Raw genomic sequence first — 18,113 nt, 5'->3', positions numbered from 1 at the left:
TGGCCGGGCCGGCGGGCACCGGGCAAGCGGATTATGCGGGCTCGCGGCGCGTGTAGTGCAGGACGACGGTCCCGCTGGTGAGGGGCACGCTCTCGACCAGCGCGAACCGGTGTGGCTCGAACCCGCGCGCGGCCAGCGGAACGCCGCTGCCGGCGACGACCGGATTGAGCTTGAGCACCAACTCGTCGACTTCCGGCAGCAGCTGACCGGCCAACTGCCCGCCGCCGCACAGCCAGATGTCGCCGCCCGGCTCCCGCCTGAGCGCCCGCACGAACTCCACCGGGTCGCCGGCCACGATCTCCACCTCGCGGTCGGTGGACGGGGGCAGCGAGCGGGAGAAGACGTACTGCCGCAGGTGCGCGTAGGGGCTGGTGATCCCGACCTTCAGGGCGGGGTCGTAGGTGGCGCGGCCCATCACCACCGCGTCGAAGCGGCCCTGCGGCGCCTCGATGCCGAACTGGGGGTGCAGGAACGTGGGGAGGGTCTGCGGCCAGTGGGTCGCGATGTGCGCGGCCAGGTCCGGTTCGAGGCCGAAGAAGTCGGGCGACCCGTCCGGGGCGGCGATGAAACCGTCGAGGGTGACGGCGACGTAGTACACGAGCTTACGCAAGCGGACTCCTGATTCACTACTGATGTTGTAGTTGACAGCGTACGACAACTGTCGTGGTTGTTGCTAGGGTCTTTTCGTGGCACGGAACGTGGAGCGGCGGGCGGCCCTGGCCGACGCGGGGTTGCGGGTCCTCGCCGCGACGGGCGCACGGGGTCTCACCCACCGCGCGGTGGACGCCGAGGCCGGCGTGCCGGTCGGTACCGCCTCCAACTACTTCCGATCCCGGGACGCCCTGCTCGGCGCGCTCGGGGAGCGGATCTTGCAGCGGTTCGCCCCGGACGAGGCGGTGGTGGCCGGTCTGGCCACCCGGGAGCCCTCACCGGAGCTGCTGACCGACTACGTCCGCTACATCGTCGAACGCACCACCCGGGAGCCGGACCTCACCCGGGCGCTGATCGAGCTCCGGCTGGAAGCCGCCCGCCGTCCCGACCTGGCGGCGATCCTCGGCGACACGCTGCGCCGGGGTTACCGCGACGACGTCGCCTTCCACGTCGCCGCCGGGCTGCCCGGCGGGGCGTTCGAGGTGGCACTACTGCACTACGCCGTCGACGGCCTCCTCCTCGACCTGCTCACCACGTCGATCGGTGCCGGGTTCGACCCCGACGACGTGGTGGCGACCCTCGTGTCGCGCCTGGTGGGGGCGGCCGACGCCCGGTGACGGCGCGGCGGAGGACTGTTCCCCGGCGCACCGGGAAAACGCCGCGGGACGCACTCCGGGGAGGGGCGACGGATGACGCATGGCGCCGGTCTGACCATCGGGATTCTCGGCTCGTACGGCGGTCGCAACCTCGGTGACGAGGCGATCCTCACCGGCCTCCTGGCCGACCTTCGCGAGCAGGAACCGAACGCGAGGATCATCGTCTTCTCCCGTGACCCCGCCCATACCCGCCTCGTCCACCCCCACGTGGAGGCGGTGCCCTGGGAGGGCGTGAGCCGCACCGACTCCGCACTCGTGCTGGCCCAGCTCGACCTGCTCATCCTCGGCGGGGGCGGCATCCTCTACGACCGCGAGGCCCGCCGTTACCTGCGGGTCGTCCGGGTCGCCCAGGAGCGTGGGCTGCCCCTGCTCACGTACGCGGTCGGGGTGGGCCCGCTCAGCGAGGGCGTCGACACGGGCATGGTGCGCGAGACCCTGGCCAGTGCCACCCAGGTCACCGTCCGGGACCAGGAGTCGCGGATGGCGCTGGAGGAGGCGGGCCTGCTGAACCCGATCACCGTCACCGCCGACCCGGCGTTCCTGCTCGAAGCCGAGGACTTCCCGGCGCAACTGCTGCGCGAGGAGGGGGTGCCGGCCGGCAAGCGGCTGGTCGGCATGAGCGTACGGGAGCCCGGGCGGGCAGCCGAACGCCTCGACGTGGACGGCTACCACCGACTGCTCGCCCAGATCGGCGACTTCCTGGTGCACCGGATCGACGCGTACGTGTTGTTCGTCCCGATGGAACGCGACGACATCCGCCACTCGCACGGGGTGCTGTCGCACATGACCTCCGCCGACCACGGCCGGATCCTGCACGGCACCTACTCGCCGCAACAGGTGCTCGGTCTCATGCGCCACTTCGACCTGGCCGTCGGCATGCGACTGCACTTCCTGATCTTCGCCGCGATGGTGGGCACGCCGTTCCTGCCGCTGCCGTACGCCGGCAAGGTCTTCGACCTGGCCCAGCGTCTCGGCGTACCGGCGTTGCGGGGCGTGGAGCGGGAGGTGGAGGGCCCGCTGCTGGCCGAGGTCGACCGGCTCTGGGACGAGCGGGAGCAGCGGGCCGATGCCACGGCGCGGCGGGTGGCCGAGGTCTGCGAGGACGCCCGCGGCACCTCCCAGGTCACCCGGGCCGTCCTGGACAGCATCCGCAGCCGGGCGCTGACCCGATCGAGCGCCTGAGGCGGACGGCGGCGCCGGTCGGGTCAGACCGCCGGACCCCGCCAGCGGTAGCGCCACTGGCCGCTGCCCGCGTCCATGGACTCCAGCTCGTAGATCTCCGCTCCCGCCAGGCCCTCGGCGCCGATGTGGTGGTGGGTCAGCGGCGGCCGGCCGTTCGGGTCCAGCTCGACCGTGATGCTCTGCCCGTCGGCCGTGCCGCCCACCAGGGGGATCTCTACCGTTGATGCCATGCGCCCATCCTGCACCGGCCGGCGCAGGCGCGCAGGGGATAGCGCGGGCCGGCGCACGCTGACCCGCCGCCCACAGTTTCGGGGAGAGTGTGGCCTCCGGCGCCCGTGAGGCAACTGTTTCCCCGAAACTGCGCGTCGGAACGGCGGAACGGCGGAACGGCGGAGCGGCGGGGCGGCGGGGCGGCGGGGGCGGTCCGCGTCAGGGGAGCGGGAGGAGGCCGGGTGGGTACTCCATGCCGTCGTGGGTGCAGGCCGCGGCTGCCACCCGGGCCGCGTACCGGGCCGCGTCCGGCAGCTCCGCCCCGCCCAACAGGCCGGCGATCACTCCGGCTGCGAAGGCGTCCCCGGCGCCGTTGGTGTCGACCACCGGCGCGGGCGGGTCGGCCGCCGGCACCCGGACCGGGCCGACGCCGGCGGGGTACAGGTCGGCGCCGTCGACGCCCCGGGTCACCACCGCGGTGCGGGGCGCCAGGGCCGCCGCCAGCGCGTCCGCACCCTCGCCCAGCCGGACTCCGCTGACGAACACCAGGCCGGCGGCCTCGGCGAACGGGCGGTGGTAGGGGTTCGCGCCGTCCCAGTCGTGCAGGTCGGTGGAGAGCGTGGCGCCGTCGCGGAGGGCGGCGCGGACGTCCGGCAGCAGGTCCACCGTCCAATCCATGATCGACAGGTGCACGTGCGCCGCCTCGGCGACCAGGGCGCCCAGCGCGGCCGCCGTGAACGGGGGTGGCCCCTGCCACGGCCGGGGGTCGTAGAGCGAGCTGCGCCGGCCGGCCGGGTCCACCAGGTTCACCGAGCGGCGGGTGCCCGCCGGGGCCTCGACCAGCACCGTACCGACCGACGTGCGGGCCAGCGCCGCCCGCACCACGTCGCCGGCCGGATCCGCGCCGAGCACGTCCACCAGCGTCACCCGCAGCCCGAGCGCGTGCGCCGCGAGGGCGACGCCGGCCCCGGTGTTGCCGATGCGCAGGTCGATGGGATCGACGGTGGCGGAGTCGGCGGCGGGCAGCGGGAGCGCGGGGACGCGGACCCGGACGTCCACGCCCAGGCCGCCGATCACGAGGAGGTCGGACATGGCGACGACCCTAGCCGGACCGGCTCGGCCTATCCTGGGCGCGGGCGTCGACGAGGGGGAGTGCGTGCTGGTCATCCACGGCGTGTGGTGGCCCGGCGGCGGGCTGGCGCTGTGGGCGGAGGACAGCGCCCTGCCGTCCCGGGCGCCGCGGCGACCCGGTCGCGCGCCCCGGGAACGCCCGCACCCGTTCGCCGCCGACCACGCCGTTCTGGTCGCCGCGTCCGCCGGGGCCGCCGAGCCGACCCACCCGGGCACCGCGCTGGTCACCCTGCCGACCCGGGCCGGCTCGCCGCTCGACTCCCCCGAACTGGTCCGGACCGCCGTCGCCGAACCGGTCCGCGGGCCGGTCACCCTGGCCGGGTGGCGGGTCCCCGTCCTGGTGTACGCGCCGGACGCCGCGCTCAGCCTGCTGGTCCGCCTCGACGAACTGGCCGCCGTGCCCGGCGCGACCCTGCGGCACCTCGCCGAGGTGGCCGCGTTCGCGGTCGACCTCGCAGCCCGGGGCCGGGTCCTGCCCGGCGTGACCGGTCCGGAGGGACCCGCCGCCGACGTCGCCGGCGCTGGCGGAACGGTCACCGCCCGCGCCGTGTGGCGGCCCCTGCTCACCGGCACGGACGCGGCCTGGGCCCGGTCGCTGGCCCTGGCCCTGCCCCCGGCGGCCCGCGCGGTCACCGAGGTACGCCCGCAGGATCCCACCGTCGTGCCCCGGGCCGCCGGATCGCCGGGCGGCGGCGCCGAGCACCCGCCCGGCGTGCTGGTCGCGGAGGTCCTCGACGCGCTCACCGACGCCGCCGTACGGGCCCGCCTCGCCGACGCCGCGCTGGCCCGGGGAGTACGGCGCCTCGGCGCGGTGCCGGACTGGCTCGCCGCGCTCAGCGGGGCGTGCCGTGACTTCACCGCCGACCCGGTGGCGCTGGAGACACTCCGCAGTGAGCTGGACGCCTGGCAGCGCGACGCCGCCGGTGGGGCGGTCCGGGCGAGCTTCCGCCTCGTCGAGCCGCCGGCCGGCGAGGTCGACGGACCGCTGGTCGTGGTGCCGGCCGACCCGGAGACGCCGGTGCCGGTGGCCGACCGGTGGCGGGTCGAGTTCGGTCTCCAGGCGGCCGACGAGCCGGGCCTGCACGTCGACGCCGAGACCATCTGGTCCGCCCCGGAGACGGTGACCCGCCTCGCCGCCCCGCAGGAGACCCTCCTGGCCGAGCTGGGCCGGGCCAGCCGGCTCTGGCCCGAGGTGGACACCGCGCTGCGGACCGCCACCCCGGAGGCGTTGGAGCTGGACGTCGAAGGCGCGCACCGGTTCCTCCGCGAGGGCGCGCCGGTGCTGCACGCGGCCGGCTTCACGGTGCTGCTGCCCTCCTGGTGGCAGCGGCCCTCGTCCCGGCTCGGCGCCCGGTTGCAGGCGCGCAGCCGTACCGCTCCGGGCACGGTCGCCACCACCGGCGGCGGCGTCGGCATGGAAGCCCTGGTCGACTACCGGTGGGAGGTGGCCCTCGGCGACCAGCCGCTGACGGTGGACGAGCTGACCGCACTGGCCGCGCTGAAGACGCCGCTGGTCCGGATGCGGGGCCGCTGGGTGGAGCTGGACCCGAAGCGGCTCGCCGCCGGCCTGCGGCTGCTCCGGGCGTCCGGCGAGCTGACCGTCGGCGACCTGCTCCGGCTCGGCCTGGGCGACGACGGGCAGCCGGACGCCCTGCCGGTGCTGGAGATCGCCGCCGACGGGGCACTGGGTGACCTGCTGGCCGGTGCCGTCGAGCGCCGGCTGATCCCGCTCGACCCGCCGCCCACCTTCCAGGGCACGCTGCGCCCGTACCAGCGGCGCGGGCTGGCCTGGCTGGCCTTCCTCCAGTCGCTCGGTCTCGGTGGCGTGCTCGCCGACGACATGGGCCTGGGCAAGACGGTGCAGCTGCTGGCCCTGCTCGCCGGTGACCCGCCGACCGCCGGCCCGACCCTGCTGGTCTGCCCCATGTCGCTGGTCGGCAACTGGCAGCGGGAGGCGGCGAAGTTCGCGCCGGCGTTGCGCGTACACGTGCACCACGGCGCCGAACGGGCGCGGGGAGCGGCCTTCACCACGGCCGTGCACGACGCGGACCTGGTCCTCACCACCTACACGGTGGCTGCCCGGGACGGGGTTGACCTGGCCGGCATCGACTGGCACCGGGTGGTGGTGGACGAGGCGCAGGCCATCAAGAACGCCTCCACCCGGCAGGCCGAGGCGGTACGGGCACTGCCCGCCCGGCACCGGATCGCGGTCACCGGCACGCCGGTGGAGAACCGCCTCGCCGACCTGTGGTCGATCATGCAGTTCGCCAATCCGGGCCTGCTCGGCCCGGCGGCGACGTTCCGGAAGAGGTACGCGGAACCGATCGAGCGGCACGGCGACGCCGAGGCGGCCGAGCGGCTGCGCCGCATCACCGGCCCGTTCGTGCTGCGCCGGCTCAAGACCGACTCCTCCATCATCTCCGACCTGCCCGAGAAGCTGGAGATGGAGGTGGTCTGCACGCTCACCGCCGAGCAGGCCGCGCTCTACCGGGCGGTGGTCGACGACATGCTGGCGAAGATCGAGGCGAGCGACGGCATCGAACGGCGCGGTCTGGTGCTGGCCACCATGACCCGGCTCAAGCAGGTCTGCAACCACCCCGCCCAGCTGCTGCGCGACGGCTCGGCGCTGGACGGCCGGTCCGGCAAGCTGGCCCGGCTGGAGGAGATCCTCGACGAGGTGCTCGCGGCGGGGGAGAAGGCGCTGCTCTTCACCCAGTACGCCGAGTTCGGCGGCATGCTGCGGGGCCACCTCTCGGCCCGCTTCGGCCGGGAGGTGCTCTTCCTGCACGGCGGGGTCGGCAAGGCCGACCGGGACGCGATGGTCACCCGGTTCCAGTCCGCGGACGGGCCGGCGCTGTTCGTCCTGTCCCTCAAGGCTGGCGGCACCGGGCTCACCCTCACCGCCGCCAACCACGTCGTGCACGTCGACCGGTGGTGGAATCCGGCGGTCGAGGACCAGGCGACCGACCGGGCGTTCCGGATCGGTCAGCGGCGACGGGTCCAGGTCCGCAAGTTCGTGTGCGCGGGCACGGTGGAGGAGAAGGTGGCGGCGCTCATCGCCGACAAGCGGAGCCTGGCGACGCGGGTCGTCGGCAGCGGCGAGCAGTGGGTCACCGAGCTGTCCACCACCCAGCTGCGGGAACTGTTCACCCTGGACGATCCGGCGGTGGCGCGGTGACCGACTCCGCGGGCGGCCGGTTCGCCGACTACGGCCGGCCCCGCCGCGTCGACGGCGGCCTGAAGGCGCGCAGCACCCGCGGCGCGATCGGCCGGTCGTGGTGGTCGCGCCGCTTCCTGGAGGTGCTGGAGTCCTTCGCCCTGGGCACCCGGCTCACCCGGGGCCGGTCGTACGCGCGGGCCGGCCAGGTCGTCCGTCTGGACGTCGCGCCCGGCGAGGTCACGGCCGTGGTGCAGGGGTCCCGGGCGGAGCCCTACCAGGTCCGCGTCGCGCTACCGGTCTTTCCGCCCGCCCTCTGGTCGCGGATCGAGGAGCAGTTGGCCGGGCAGGCGTTCTTCAGCGCCCGCCTGCTCGCCGGCGACCTGCCGGGCGAGCTGGAGGAGCTGTTCGCCGAGGCCGGCGCGCCCCTCTTCCCGACCGGCGTGGCCGACCTTCGCCAGCGGTGCAGCTGCCCGGACTTCGCGGTGCCCTGCAAACACCTGGCGGCCACCTTCTACCTGCTGGCCGAGGCGTTCGACGCCGACCCGTTCGAGCTGCTGCACTGGCGGGGCCGCAGCCGTGCCGAGCTGCTGGACCGGTTGCGGGCCCTCCGCGGGTCCGGCGGGTCGTCCACGGTGGACGAGGTCGCCGCCGCCACTGTGGACCGTCCCGTCGACGCCGGTGCGGAAGCCGCACCCGCCGGGGCCGCACGGGCGCTCGCCGGCCTCACGCCGGCGCCACTGGCCGAGACGGTGGACCGGTTCTGGGTACCGCCCGTCCCGCTGCCCGACCGGCCGCCCACCCTGGCGACCGGCCCGGACCTGCTGCTGCGGCAGCTCGGCGCACCGGCCCCCGCCATCGGCGGTCCCGGTCTGGTGGAACGGCTGCGCCGGGCGTACCGGCAGCTCGGCCGGTGAGAGCGGCGGACGTTCACAGCCAGCGACGGCGGTAGCGCCACATGAGCGCGGCGTTGGCCATCAGCACCACCGCGCAGATGGCACCGGCCAGCCTTCCGGCCAGCACGGTCATCGCCGGCAACGCGGCCCACAGCACGATGGTCAACAGCATCAGGTAGCGGCCGCGGTTGGCCCGCGCCCGGTTGTCCACCTTGGCGAAGAACGCCGGGTCGCTCTCCCGGAGATGACGGGTGATCTGCTCGAACCTGCGCTGATCCTCTTTGCTGAGCATGTGCCTTCCCCTCACGCGTTCAGCGGTCCGGCGGCATACCCGCTGCGACGGTGGCTCACGCTCCCCCTCTGCTGCTACTTTGCCGACGAAGACCCCGCCACGTACGGCGGGACGCCCGTGCGGCTGGTGAGGCCAGGCTTAGCAGTTCCTTAAGTTTGCCTGTGGTGGTGAACGGCGCGAAAAGCGCCGCGTGTGCGGGAAACGTCACCTCCGGGCCCCGCCGTGTCGCGTCCGCCCTGCTTGCGAGGTCTGTCGCCGACCGGACCGCGACCGGGGAGGGGAGCGGGCCGCTCAGCACCGTCTTAAGTGACGTCCGGCCGCCCTTCGGCGCTGCTTGAAGGCGCTGCACCCCTTGGCTACCTTCCCGTAGCAACCTCCTCAGGCATCAGCCGCCGCACCCGAACCCTCCCCGGTCCCGGTCGTTGCGGCGCAAGAGAAAACAGGATTGGTACATGGCCGACCAGAATGTGCCACCACGTCGACCGCGGGACGACCGCGGGTGGGACGGAAACCGCCCCACCTCCCCGGCGTACGACGACTACACGTCCACGCCGTACGGCTACGACTCCCCCCAGCAGGGCGGCTACCCGCCCCAGGCCGACCCCCGGGGGCAGTACGCCCAGCCCGGGTACGCGGCGCAGGCCGGTTCCCACAACCCGTACGCCCAGTCCGCCCCGCAGGGCTCGCAGTGGGTGGGCCCGCAGGGCTTCGGGCAGCCCGCCCGCGTACCGGCGGCCGGTTCCGGACTGCCCACCCTGGACGACGACGGTGAGCCGGGCCGCAAGGTCGACCGGCGCAAGGCGCTGGCCGCGATCGGCGGCACCGCCGCGGTGGTCGCCGGTGGCGCCGCCCTGGCGATGACCCCGCAGATCCGTGGCCTCTTCGGCGACGAGGCCGCGGCGGCCGGCGACGCCACGGGCGCCGCCGTCACCGACGGCACCGCGGCCCGCCCCAGTGGCCAGCAGCCCAGCACGGTGCGTACCTACACCGAGCAGAACGAGAGCTACATGGGCTCCCGGGCGGGCGAGGCGCTGAAGAAGAACAACCCGGCCGGTGGCCGTACCTTCTCCGGGCCGGCCGCCGCCGCGGCGGAGACCAAGGTGACCGTCAAGACGGTCCTGGCCAAGGACCCGGTGCTGCACCTGGCCCGGCGCGCCACCTTCGGGGTCACCCCGAAGGTCATCGCCCAGATCAAGGAGCGCGGCATCGACGGGTGGCTGCGGTGGCAGCTCGACCCCGACAAGATCGCCCCCACCAAGGCCGAGCTGAAGCTCGCCGAGCTGCCGACCCTCAAGCTCACCTCCGAGGAACTGCGCGAGCAGCGCGACCAGCTCAACGAGCGCGACGCCCACCCGGAGCGGGAGATGGTGGACGCCACCATCGCCCGGCAGATCTGGTCGGACCGCCAGCTCTTCGAGGTGATGGTCGACTTCTGGAACGACTTCCTGCACGTCGCCGCCGACTTCGACGGCGGCGAGGTGTACCGCAGCTCGTTCGACCGGGACGTCGTCCGGGCGCACGCGCTGGGCAGTTACCCGGAGATGCTGCTCGCCGCGAACAAGCACCCGGCGCTGCTGCTCTACCTGAACCAGAACGACTCCCGCGCCGACGCGGTCAACGAGAACCTGGCCCGGGAGAACCTGGAGCTGTACTCGGTGGGCGTCGACGGCGGCTACACCGAGAAGGACGTCCGCCAGGCCGCGATGCTGCAGACCGGTCGTGGCGTGGACAACGGGAAGTACGTGTTCCGCGCGCATCAGCACTACGTCGGCAAGGTCAAGATCCTCGGTTTCACCCACGCCAACAACTCCGCGGACCCGAAGAAGGCCGAGGCCGCGATCGACGCGTACCTCCGGTACATCGCACTGCACCCGTCGACCGCGCGGTACGTCGCGCAGAGCCTGGCGACCCGCTTCGTATCGGACACCCCGCCGAAGTCCCTGGTGGACCGGCTGGCGAAGGCGTACACGGTCAACAAGGGCATGGTCAAGCCGCTGCTCATGACGCTGTTCAGCTCCTCGGAGTTCTGGGCGGCCGTGGGGCAGAAGGTGCGCCGGCCGATGGAGTACCTGGTCGCCACGTACCGTTCGGTGGGCGTCTCGCCGGATGCCGCGCCGAACCACGACAACGGCGACAGCAAGCGCACCCCGTACGGCCGCGGCCTGCGGCAGATCCAGGACAAGATGCGCGAGCTGGGCCAGTACCCGATGGGTCAGCCCACCCCGGACGGCTACCCCGACGTCTACGTCGCCTGGACCTCCGCCGGCACGATGGTCAACGGCTGGAACGAGGCCGGTGAGATCCTCGCCGGTTACCGGACCGCCTTCACGCACACCAAGGCGGAGAAGCTGGTGGCGAAGCCGCCGGCCACGGCCGGGGCCTACGTCGACGCGCTCGCCCTGCGCCTGGTGGGGCAGAAGCTCAGCGCCAAGGAGAAGTCGCTGATCCTCGGCGTGGCCGGTGTCGCCTCCGGCGCCCGCGTCGACGCGACGTTCAACGGGGCCGTCAACGCCGTCGCGCGGGCGATCCTCGCTTCCCCCCAGCACCACCTTCGGTGAGGCCTGCCATGGAGAAAACTGTGCACACGTTCCCCCTGCACCCCGACTGCCCCGACGTGCGCCGGCTGGCCGACAACCCGGCCGAGGCGCTGCTGCGGGCCGAGGCCGACATCGTCGCCGCCGAGAACGCCGCCGAGCGGGACCGCTACCGCCGGCTCGAGGACCTGGAGGAGGCCCAGCAGGACGGTCGCGGGGTGACCCGGCGGACGTTCGTCGCCGGTGCCGCCGCCACCGCCACCGCGCTGGCCACCGCCCAGTTCGTCACCACCTCGGCGTCGTTCGCGGCGACCAAGACCGGCACCCTGGTCCACGTCTTCCTCTACGGTGGACTGGACGGTCTGAGCCTGGTCGCCCCGGACAACGACCCGGTGCTCGCCAAGTCCCGTCCCGACCTGCTGCTCGGCAACGACTCCCTCGCGGTGGGTCGCGGCTTCAAGCTGACCAGCGCCTTCAAGCCGCTGGAGCCGTGGCTGAAGTCCAACCAGCTCGGGTTCATCCCGGCGGTCTCCGACGAGCGGCTGTCCCGCAGCCACTTCCAGGCCGCCGACGCCTGCAACCTCGGCGGCCTGCCCGGCGAGACCGGCGGGCGGGGCTGGCTGGACAACCTGGTCGACAATCTCGGCGCGGGGACCGCGTTCCGCAGCGTCGGCATCGGCAGCACGCTGCCCCGGTCGCTGATCGGGAACAACGGCGCGCTGTCACTGAACAACGTCGGCTCGCTGCGGCTCAACGGCGACGACAGGTTCCGCGCCGCCACCGAGAAGGCCATCAAGGGTCTCTTCACCGGCATCAACCACCCGGTCGAGGAGGCCGTCCAGGACGGCCTGAGCGCCCTGGCCACCGCGCAGCGGCTCGCCGCGAAGCCGTACCAGCCGGCCGAGGGCGTCACGTACGACGGCGTCGGCTACGCGTTCCAGCAGCTCGCCCAGCTCATCAAGGGCGGGGCGAACGTGCGCGTCGCCACCGTCGGCATGGGCGGGTACGACACCCACGAGAACCAGGGCACCGCTGAGGGCGGCCAGCTGTGGCGGCGGCTCAACGAGCTGGCCTCGGCGATGGCCGCGTTCTTCACCGACCTCGGCGACCGCGCCGACGACGTGACGATCATGGTGTCCAGCGAGTTCGGCCGGCGGATCGCCTCCAACAGCGGCGGCACCGACCACGGGCACGGCGGCGTGGTTACCGTGCTGTCCGGCCGCAAGCTCGCCGGCTCGCTGCTCGGTACCTGGAACGGCCTGGACAAGCCGGACTCGGGAGACGTGCCCGAGTTCAACAACATGTTCGACGTGTACGGCGCGGTGGCGCAGGGCCGGTTCGGTCTCACCAACGCCCAGGTCGATAAGATGCTCTTCCCTCAGGAGAATCGGACCTACAAGCCGATGAAGCTGTACGCGTGACGTACCCGCACCCGCACGCCTCCGGCCGCCGCACCGGGACCTCGTCCCGGCACGGCGGCCGGTCGGCTGCGGACGTCCCGCCGGGAGTGCCGCCGCGGCGCGGCCCCGGTGGGCGGCGTGCCGTGGCCGTCCTGCTCGTGGTGGGCCTGCTCGCCAGCGTGCTGCCCTGGTGGCTCGACACCCCCGCGGGCTCGTTGAAGAACTCGGCCGCCACGGTCACCGCCGCCGGGCGCATCACCGGCCTCGTCGCCGGTTACCTGCTGCTCGTACAGGTGCTCATGATGAGCCGCCTTCCGGTGCTGGAACGCTGGATCGGCGGCGAGAACCTGGCCCGCTGGCACCGGGACGTGGGCGCCACCCTGCTGGTGGCGGTGCTCGCGCACGCGTCGCTGATCCTGGTCGGGTACGCCGACCTGGAGGACAACTCGGTGTTCACCGAGGCGGGCGTGCTGCTGCGCGACTACGAGGACATGGTGTCCGCGTTCGCGGCCGCCGGCCTGATGGTGGTCGTCGGCTTCACCAGCGTCCGGGCGGTCCGCTCCGCCCTGCCGTACGAGCTCTGGCACGCGCTGCACCTGTCCAGCTACCTGGTGCTGCTGCTCGGCTTCGCCCACCAGTTCAGCAACGGCGCCCAGCTGTTCCGGCCCGGTCCGGTGCGCACCATGTGGATCGCCATGTACGTGATCGTGGTGGTCGCCCTGATCTGGGGCCGCGTGGTCGCCCCGCTGCGGCTGAACCTGCGGCACAACCTGCGGGTCGCCGACGTGGTCGCGGAGAGCCCGGACACCATCTCCGTCTACCTGACCGGCGACCGGCTGAACCGGCTGGAACTGCTCGGCGGCCAGTACTTCCGCTGGCGGTTCCTCACCCCCGGCATGTGGTGGCAGTCCCACCCGTTCTCGGTCTCCGCCGCCGCCAACGGCCGCTGGCTGCGGCTCACCGTCAAGGTGGTCGGCGCGCACACCCGCGACCTGCGTGACCTCGACCCCGGCACGCGGGTCTGGGCGGAGGGGCCGTCCGGTACGTTCACCGCCGCCCACCGCGTCCGCGAGCGGGCCCTGCTGATCGCCGGCGGCAGCGGCATCACCCCGATCCGCGCGATGCTGGAGGAGTTGCCGCCGGGCGCGGCGCTCATCTACCGCGCGAGCACTCCCGCCGACGTGCTGCTGCACCGGGAGTTGGACTGGCTCGCCCAGGCTCGGGACGCCCGCATCTGGTACGTCGTCGGCTCGCGGCACGACCCCGGCCCCCAAGAGGTGCTGAGCCCGGACGGCCTGCGCCGGCTGGTGCCGGACCTCGTCCGGCGGGACGTCTACCTCTGCGGACCACCCGGCCTGGTCGAGCAGTCCCTCGCCGTGCTGCGCCGGGCCGGCGTGCCCCGTCGGCAGATCCACCTCGCCACGTTCGAGTTGTAGGAAGGCAAACCTCCCATGCGCCGCGCCCTGCTCGCGATCACCGGCCTGGCAGCCAGCACCACCGTCCTGGTGGTGCTCAAGGGCTCGCCGGGGACCAGCCAGGTCGCCCAGGACCTGCCCGTCGACCGTCCGGTCGTCCCCGGCTCCGCCGAGCCGACGGCCACCGGCGGGGTCACCGCCGATCCCTCGCCCACGGTCGCCGCCGCCTCGCCCCGGCCCACCCGCAGTGCCAGCCGCGCCCCGTCGGCCCGGCCCACCACCGGCTCGGGATCGGACTCGGGCGGTCAGACCCGCACGTCGTCCCCGCCGCGGACCACCACCAAGCCGCCGGCCCAGCCGACCACCCGCACGGTGACCGGCCCCTTGGTGGAGAACGAGTACGGCAACGTCCAGGTCCAGATCGTGCTGTCCGGCTCCCGGATCGTCGAGGCGCGGGCGCTGGAGCTGCCGCAGGAGACCGCACAGTCCGACCAGCGCAGCGAGCAGGTCGACGACCGGTACAGCGGCAGCGGCGGCCTGGTGGTGCAGGAGCAGGGCGCCGACCTGGACACCGTCTCCGGCGCGACCGCCACCAGCACCTCGTACAAGCAGTCGTTGCAGGCGGCCATCGACCGGGCGAACTGACGTGCCGGCGTTGACGCGCCCCGGGCTGCGGCAGGTCGAGCAGATCATGGGTACGGCGATCAGCCTGGACATCGCCGACGACCTGCCCGCCGACCGGCTGCACGAGCTGGCCGAGGACGTCTTCGGCTGGCTGCGCGAGGTGGACGCCCGGTTCAGCACGTACCGTGCGGACAGCGAGGTCTGCCGCTTCGACCGGGGCGAGCTGCTGCTCTCCGAGGCGTCGGCGGACCTGCGGCTGGTCCTGGAGCGCTGCGCCGACCTGTGGGGCGGCACCGACGGGTTCTTCGACGCGTACGCCACCGGTGGCCTCGACCCGTCCGGGTACGTCAAGGGCTGGGCCGCGCAGGTCGCGTCCGACCGGCTGCTCGCCGCCGGGGCGGCGAACCACTGCCTGAACGCGGGCGGGGACGTGCGGGTCCGGGGACGGTCGTCGTCCGGCCGGCCGTGGCGGATCGGCATCCGGCACCCGTGGGAGGAGAACGCCACCTGCCTGACCCTCACCGGCACCGACCTGGCCGTGGCCACCTCCGGCGTCTACGAGCGCGGGCACCACGTGCTCGACCCGCGCCGGGGCATCCCCGGGCGGGGGCTCCGCTCGGTCACCGTGGTCGGGCCGGACCTCGGCGTCGCCGACGCGTACGCCACCGCGGCCGTCGCGATGGGCGTCGCCGGGATCGGCTGGCTGGACCGGTTGCCCGGTCACCGGCACGCGGTGGTCACCGAGGACGGCCGCTGCCTGCACTCGACCGACCTGCCGCTGGTGTAAGGAAGGGCCCCCGCTTAACGCCTGCGGTAGAGGAAGGGCCCCCGCTTAACCCCACCCACGGAGTGGGCGCCGCCGGGCCCCCCTCAGCGGGCGGGGCGGTGGGTGCCGGCGGGGCGGGAACCGGAGGGCCGGGGACGGCCCGGACGGGAGCCGGCCGGCCGCGTGCCCGCCCAGCGGTGCCGGGGACGGTGCTGGCGGGGCGGCTCGGCGCCGCCCGGCTGGCGCGTGGTGTCGTCGGTGGACATGGCAACCCCCGCTCCTGGCGCGTCCGCGCCGTCGTGAGGTTCAACGACCGGAGGCCCGGGGACGACGCTGCCCCGGGTGATGGGGCGGCGCGTCGGCAGGGCCGGACACGCCCTCAGGCGCCGCGCCGCGGCAGGGGCAGGTGGCCGGGGAGCAGTTCGGAGGTGAGCGTGACCCCGGCGGCCCGTAACGCCCCGATGAGCGCGTTCTGCACCAGGTACGAGTCGGGCACCTGCCACCGGGCCTGCTCGGGTGCGACGACCCAGCGGACGGTGCCCTCGGGCAGCCGCGTGGGTGGCGCCGGGATCCAGGAGCCGGTTCCGTGCCGGACCACGTGGAAGCAGTGGTCCAACTCCGGACGTAGCGGGTCGCCCGGCCGGACCAGGAACATCCACCGGCCGGTGGGTGTCGCCAGCACCGGGCCGCGGACGCCCGTCCCGGCCGGGTGGGTCCGGACGACGTCGAGGACGTGCCGGCCCAGGTGCGCGGGAACCTCCAGCACGTCGAAGGTTCGGCCGGTGGCCAGCAGTACGCCGTGCGGCCGGTCCCGCCACCACGTCGCGACCCGGGCCGGGTCGGCGCTCGCCGCGCGCTCCCAGTTCTCCAGGGCGGGGTGGCAGCCGACCGTCGGACAACCGGGCCGGCCGCAGACGAAGCGGCTACGGGCCAGGCACGCGCCGGGTGTCACCTCCCACCCGTGCATCGCGTAGCGGACGGCCACCCGGCGCAGTCGTACACGCTCCAGCGACGACAGATGTGCCACGCGTGGTCCGACATTCCCCCACATGTTTGTCATCTCCCCTTCGGCGGACCCGGCCGGCGCCCAGGTCGCATGTCGAACACCGTCACTGCCGTAACCCGCGATCGTTGAGCTGACGAATGGCTGGTGCAACTTGCACGAAAGCTATGAGGACTGGCTGTACGGCCGACGTACAGGCTGTGCGACCAGGTAAAACCTGAAAAGCACGGATCACCGCGCCCGCGGACACCCTCCGGTGGACCTTCCGGAGTGGACGCGAGGGGGAGGGATGGGGAGATGGACGAGTTACCCATTGGGCGGCGGGTGGCCTACTGGCGGGGGCGACGCAAGATGTCGCAGCAGGTCTTCGCGGACCGGTTGGGAAAATCGAAGAGCTGGGTGGACAAGGTCGAGCGCGGGGTGCGCCGGCTCGACAAGTTCTCGGTCGTCTACGAGATCGCCGACGTCCTCCAGATGGACGTGCAACTGCTGCTCGGCAAGGACCCCGAGCGGCGTACCGACGCGTTGAACTGCATCGACCAGGTCGAGGTGCAGGAGATCCGCGCGGCCCTGGAGCGGTACGACTCGATGAGCGCGTACTTCGACGCCGCGCCGTACCCGCCGCCGTTGACCGACATGCGCAAGGCCGTGACGCACGCCTGGCTGACCTACCAGTACGGCCGGTACGGGATGCTCACCCGCGCGCTGCCGAAGCTGCTGCGCGACGCCCAGGCGGCGGACGCCGGCTCGTGCGGCGACGACTCGCGGGAGGCGGCGCACCTGCTGGGGCAGGTCTACCAGATCTCCTCCTCGGTGCTGCGCAAGCTGGGCGAGTGCGAGCTGGCCTGGCTCGCCGCCGACCGTTCGATGGCGGTCTCCCAGCGCGCCGACGACCAGCTCCTGGCCGGTATCGCGACGACCCGCGTCTGCAATGCGCTGGCGGCGATGGGCCGGGCCCGTCCGGCCCTGGAGCTGAACGTCACCATCGCCAACCGGCTCACCCCGGGCGGGGGTAACGACGCGACACCGGAGCGCCTCTCGGTGTACGGGATGCTCCTGCTCCAGGGCGCGATGGCCGCCGCCCGGATCGGCGACTCGGCCACCGTCGACGACCTGCTCAACGGCGCCCAGGAGGCGGCCACCCTGCTCGGAGCGGACGAGAACCACTACTGGACGTCGTTCGGTCCCACCAACGTGGAGCTGCACCGCGCCGCCGCGGCGGTCGAGCTGGGCGACGGTGGCCGGGCGGTGGAGATCCACCAGCAGCGGATCCCCGAGCCGGCGTTCAACGCGCTGCTCCCCGAGCGGCGGGCCCACCACCTGCTCGACATCGCCCGGGGCTTCGCCCAGATCGGCGACGTGGCCAACGCCGGCGAGATGCTGCTGCGCGGTGACCGGCTGGCGCCGTCGGAGATCCGGTGCCGTCCGATCGCGCACGAGGTGATGTCCGACATCCTCCGTCGCACACGTGGTGCGCCGCCTTCTCCGATCGCGGAGTTGGCTGAGCACATGGGAGTAGGGGTATGAGCGCGGAGTCGGCCTGATGACCGGGCCGCGCCGCAACAGTGGGCACCCGCCGGTGCTCTACGTCATCGCCTGCGGTTCGCCGCTGGCACGCCACGTGGGTCGGCTCGTGGGGCTGGCCCGGGAGGACGGGTGGGACGTCTGCGTCGTCACCACGCCCGACGGCGCCAAGTTCGTCGACCGGGCCGAGGTGGCCCGGCAGACCGGGCATCCGGTACGCACGCACTACAAGAACCCGGGTGACCTGGACGTGCTGCCACCGGCCGACGCGATGATCGTCTGCCCGGCCACGGTGAACACGGTGAACAAGTGGGCGGCGGGGATCACCGACACGCTCGCCGTCGGCCTGCTCGTGGAGGCGCAGGGGCTGGACATCCCGTTGGTGGCGGTGCCGTACACGAACGCGGCGATGGCGACCCACCCGGCCTTCCGGGCGAGCCTGGCCCGACTGACGGAGTGGGGGGTGAGCGTGCTCTTCGGTGACGAGTTCTTCCCGCTGCACCCGCCGGGCACGGGGGAGCGGCACCAGCACGAGTTCCCGTGGGCCCTGCCCCTGGAAGCGGTGCGGAACCGGCACTGCCCGGCCGCTGCCTGACACCGGGACCCGCCATCCGGCGCCGGCCACCGCCGTCGGCTCCGGGTGGCGCGGCCCCCGGACGTCCCCGGCGACGG

16 protein-coding genes and 2 pseudogenes are annotated in these 18,113 nt (G+C 73.6%); 12 read left to right on the top strand and 6 right to left on the bottom strand.

Going from position 1 to position 18,113, the window contains the following annotated elements:
* Positions 1 to 31 precede the first annotated feature (31 nt).
* Complete coding sequence (locus ACTMSW_RS05985; RefSeq protein ID WP_441179418.1) at positions 32 to 610, bottom strand: dihydrofolate reductase family protein; 579 nt, start codon at positions 608 to 610, stop codon at positions 32 to 34.
* A gap of 76 nt (positions 611 to 686) precedes the next feature.
* On the opposite strand from ACTMSW_RS05985, the gene ACTMSW_RS05980 reads away from it, so the two are divergent.
* Entirely contained in the window at positions 687 to 1,268 is a 582-nt protein-coding gene (locus ACTMSW_RS05980; RefSeq protein WP_441179417.1) for a TetR/AcrR family transcriptional regulator, read from the top strand.
* A 72-nt stretch (positions 1,269 to 1,340) separates the two neighbouring features.
* A complete protein-coding gene (locus ACTMSW_RS05975) occupies positions 1,341 to 2,489 on the top strand; it encodes a polysaccharide pyruvyl transferase family protein (RefSeq protein ID WP_441179415.1) in 1,149 nt (382 codons plus the stop codon).
* 23 nt (positions 2,490 to 2,512) lie between these two features.
* Here ACTMSW_RS05975 and ACTMSW_RS05970 read toward each other — a convergent pair whose 3' ends face one another.
* Complete coding sequence (locus tag ACTMSW_RS05970) at positions 2,513 to 2,719, bottom strand: hypothetical protein (protein ID WP_441179414.1); 207 nt, start codon at positions 2,717 to 2,719, stop codon at positions 2,513 to 2,515.
* 199 nt (positions 2,720 to 2,918) lie between these two features.
* Positions 2,919 to 3,791 (bottom strand): carbohydrate kinase family protein, encoded by an 873-nt coding sequence (locus ACTMSW_RS05965; protein ID WP_441179413.1) that lies wholly within the window; start codon positions 3,789 to 3,791, stop codon positions 2,919 to 2,921.
* Positions 3,792 to 3,855: 64 nt separating this feature from the next.
* Here ACTMSW_RS05965 and ACTMSW_RS05960 point away from each other — a divergent pair.
* The 3 genes and pseudogenes from ACTMSW_RS05960 to ACTMSW_RS05950 all read left to right on the top strand — a co-directional run.
* Positions 3,856 to 4,795, top strand: a pseudogene (locus tag ACTMSW_RS05960) (ATP-dependent helicase); the annotation flags it as partial.
* 68 nt (positions 4,796 to 4,863) lie between these two features.
* Positions 4,864 to 7,008, top strand: a pseudogene (locus tag ACTMSW_RS05955) (DEAD/DEAH box helicase); the annotation flags it as partial.
* Positions 7,005 to 7,904, top strand: coding sequence for an SWIM zinc finger family protein (locus tag ACTMSW_RS05950; RefSeq protein ID WP_441179412.1), 900 nt, complete (start codon positions 7,005 to 7,007; stop codon positions 7,902 to 7,904). The pseudogene ACTMSW_RS05955 and the gene ACTMSW_RS05950, both read left to right, overlap by 4 nt.
* Positions 7,905 to 7,917: 13 nt before the next feature.
* Here ACTMSW_RS05950 and ACTMSW_RS05945 read toward each other — a convergent pair whose 3' ends face one another.
* Positions 7,918 to 8,175 (bottom strand): DUF3040 domain-containing protein, encoded by a 258-nt coding sequence (locus tag ACTMSW_RS05945; RefSeq protein WP_441179410.1) that lies wholly within the window; start codon positions 8,173 to 8,175, stop codon positions 7,918 to 7,920.
* Positions 8,176 to 8,627: 452 nt separating this feature from the next.
* On the opposite strand from ACTMSW_RS05945, the gene ACTMSW_RS05940 reads away from it, so the two are divergent.
* From ACTMSW_RS05940 to ACTMSW_RS05920, 5 genes are read left to right on the top strand one after another with little or no spacing between them, the layout of a single operon-like run.
* Positions 8,628 to 10,733: a DUF1800 family protein gene (locus ACTMSW_RS05940; protein WP_441179409.1), complete on the top strand. Its 2,106-nt coding sequence runs from the start codon at positions 8,628 to 8,630 to the stop codon at positions 10,731 to 10,733.
* Between the two features lie 20 nt (positions 10,734 to 10,753).
* On the top strand, positions 10,754 to 12,130 hold the full coding sequence (locus tag ACTMSW_RS05935; RefSeq protein ID WP_441179408.1) for a DUF1501 domain-containing protein: 1,377 nt from the start codon (positions 10,754 to 10,756) through the stop codon (positions 12,128 to 12,130).
* Positions 12,127 to 13,545 carry a ferredoxin reductase family protein gene (locus ACTMSW_RS05930; RefSeq protein WP_441179406.1) on the top strand — a complete coding sequence of 473 codons (1,419 nt, stop codon included), beginning with the start codon at positions 12,127 to 12,129 and terminating at the stop codon, positions 13,543 to 13,545. The genes ACTMSW_RS05935 and ACTMSW_RS05930 overlap by 4 nt, the downstream gene beginning before the upstream one ends.
* Positions 13,546 to 13,560: 15 nt before the next feature.
* Positions 13,561 to 14,169, top strand: coding sequence for an FMN-binding protein (locus tag ACTMSW_RS05925; RefSeq protein WP_441179405.1), 609 nt, complete (start codon positions 13,561 to 13,563; stop codon positions 14,167 to 14,169).
* Positions 14,170 to 14,215: 46 nt separating this feature from the next.
* Complete coding sequence (locus ACTMSW_RS05920) at positions 14,216 to 14,935, top strand: FAD:protein FMN transferase (RefSeq protein ID WP_441179678.1); 720 nt, start codon at positions 14,216 to 14,218, stop codon at positions 14,933 to 14,935.
* An 83-nt stretch (positions 14,936 to 15,018) separates the two neighbouring features.
* Here the strand turns inward: ACTMSW_RS05920 and ACTMSW_RS05915 are convergent, their stop codons facing one another.
* Together ACTMSW_RS05915 and ACTMSW_RS05910 are read right to left on the bottom strand one after the other, a co-directional pair.
* Positions 15,019 to 15,180 carry a hypothetical protein gene (locus ACTMSW_RS05915; protein ID WP_441179404.1) on the bottom strand — a complete coding sequence of 54 codons (162 nt, stop codon included), beginning with the start codon at positions 15,178 to 15,180 and terminating at the stop codon, positions 15,019 to 15,021.
* A 113-nt stretch (positions 15,181 to 15,293) separates the two neighbouring features.
* Positions 15,294 to 15,974, bottom strand: a complete 681-nt coding sequence (locus tag ACTMSW_RS05910; RefSeq protein WP_441179403.1) for a bifunctional DNA primase/polymerase — start codon at positions 15,972 to 15,974, stop codon at positions 15,294 to 15,296.
* 240 nt (positions 15,975 to 16,214) lie between these two features.
* Here ACTMSW_RS05910 and ACTMSW_RS05905 point away from each other — a divergent pair, with 240 nt between their 5' ends.
* Both ACTMSW_RS05905 and ACTMSW_RS05900 read left to right on the top strand, forming a co-directional pair.
* On the top strand, positions 16,215 to 17,444 hold the full coding sequence (locus tag ACTMSW_RS05905) for a helix-turn-helix domain-containing protein (RefSeq protein WP_441179402.1): 1,230 nt from the start codon (positions 16,215 to 16,217) through the stop codon (positions 17,442 to 17,444).
* A 16-nt stretch (positions 17,445 to 17,460) separates the two neighbouring features.
* Positions 17,461 to 18,036 (top strand): flavoprotein, encoded by a 576-nt coding sequence (locus ACTMSW_RS05900; RefSeq protein WP_441179401.1) that lies wholly within the window; start codon positions 17,461 to 17,463, stop codon positions 18,034 to 18,036.
* The last annotated feature ends 77 nt before the right edge of the window (positions 18,037 to 18,113 follow it).

The organism is Micromonospora sp. BQ11 (assembly GCF_052068135.1).
In the GTDB taxonomy this organism is placed as follows: domain Bacteria; phylum Actinomycetota; class Actinomycetes; order Mycobacteriales; family Micromonosporaceae; genus Micromonospora.
The sequence above is the reverse complement of the archived record's forward strand: the minus strand, read 5'-3'. Positions and strand labels throughout refer to the sequence as shown.

Excerpts from the sequence above, each read along its gene's own strand:
- ACTMSW_RS05965 (WP_441179413.1), bottom strand. The coding sequence starts at position 3,791 with ATGTCCGACCTCCTCGTGATCGGCGGCCTGGGCGTGGACGTCCGGGTC.
- ACTMSW_RS05970 (WP_441179414.1), bottom strand. The coding sequence starts at position 2,719 with ATGGCATCAACGGTAGAGATCCCCCTGGTGGGCGGCACGGCCGACGGG.
- ACTMSW_RS05900 (WP_441179401.1), top strand. The coding sequence starts at position 17,461 with ATGACCGGGCCGCGCCGCAACAGTGGGCACCCGCCGGTGCTCTACGTC.
- ACTMSW_RS05925 (WP_441179405.1), top strand. The coding sequence starts at position 13,561 with ATGCGCCGCGCCCTGCTCGCGATCACCGGCCTGGCAGCCAGCACCACC.
- ACTMSW_RS05920 (WP_441179678.1), top strand. The coding sequence starts at position 14,216 with ATGGGTACGGCGATCAGCCTGGACATCGCCGACGACCTGCCCGCCGAC.
- ACTMSW_RS05915 (WP_441179404.1), bottom strand. The coding sequence starts at position 15,180 with ATGTCCACCGACGACACCACGCGCCAGCCGGGCGGCGCCGAGCCGCCC.
- ACTMSW_RS05905 (WP_441179402.1), top strand. The coding sequence starts at position 16,215 with ATGGACGAGTTACCCATTGGGCGGCGGGTGGCCTACTGGCGGGGGCGA.
- ACTMSW_RS05940 (WP_441179409.1), top strand. The coding sequence starts at position 8,628 with ATGGCCGACCAGAATGTGCCACCACGTCGACCGCGGGACGACCGCGGG.
- ACTMSW_RS05975 (WP_441179415.1), top strand. The coding sequence starts at position 1,341 with ATGACGCATGGCGCCGGTCTGACCATCGGGATTCTCGGCTCGTACGGC.
- ACTMSW_RS05945 (WP_441179410.1), bottom strand. The coding sequence starts at position 8,175 with ATGCTCAGCAAAGAGGATCAGCGCAGGTTCGAGCAGATCACCCGTCAT.
- ACTMSW_RS05910 (WP_441179403.1), bottom strand. The coding sequence starts at position 15,974 with ATGACAAACATGTGGGGGAATGTCGGACCACGCGTGGCACATCTGTCG.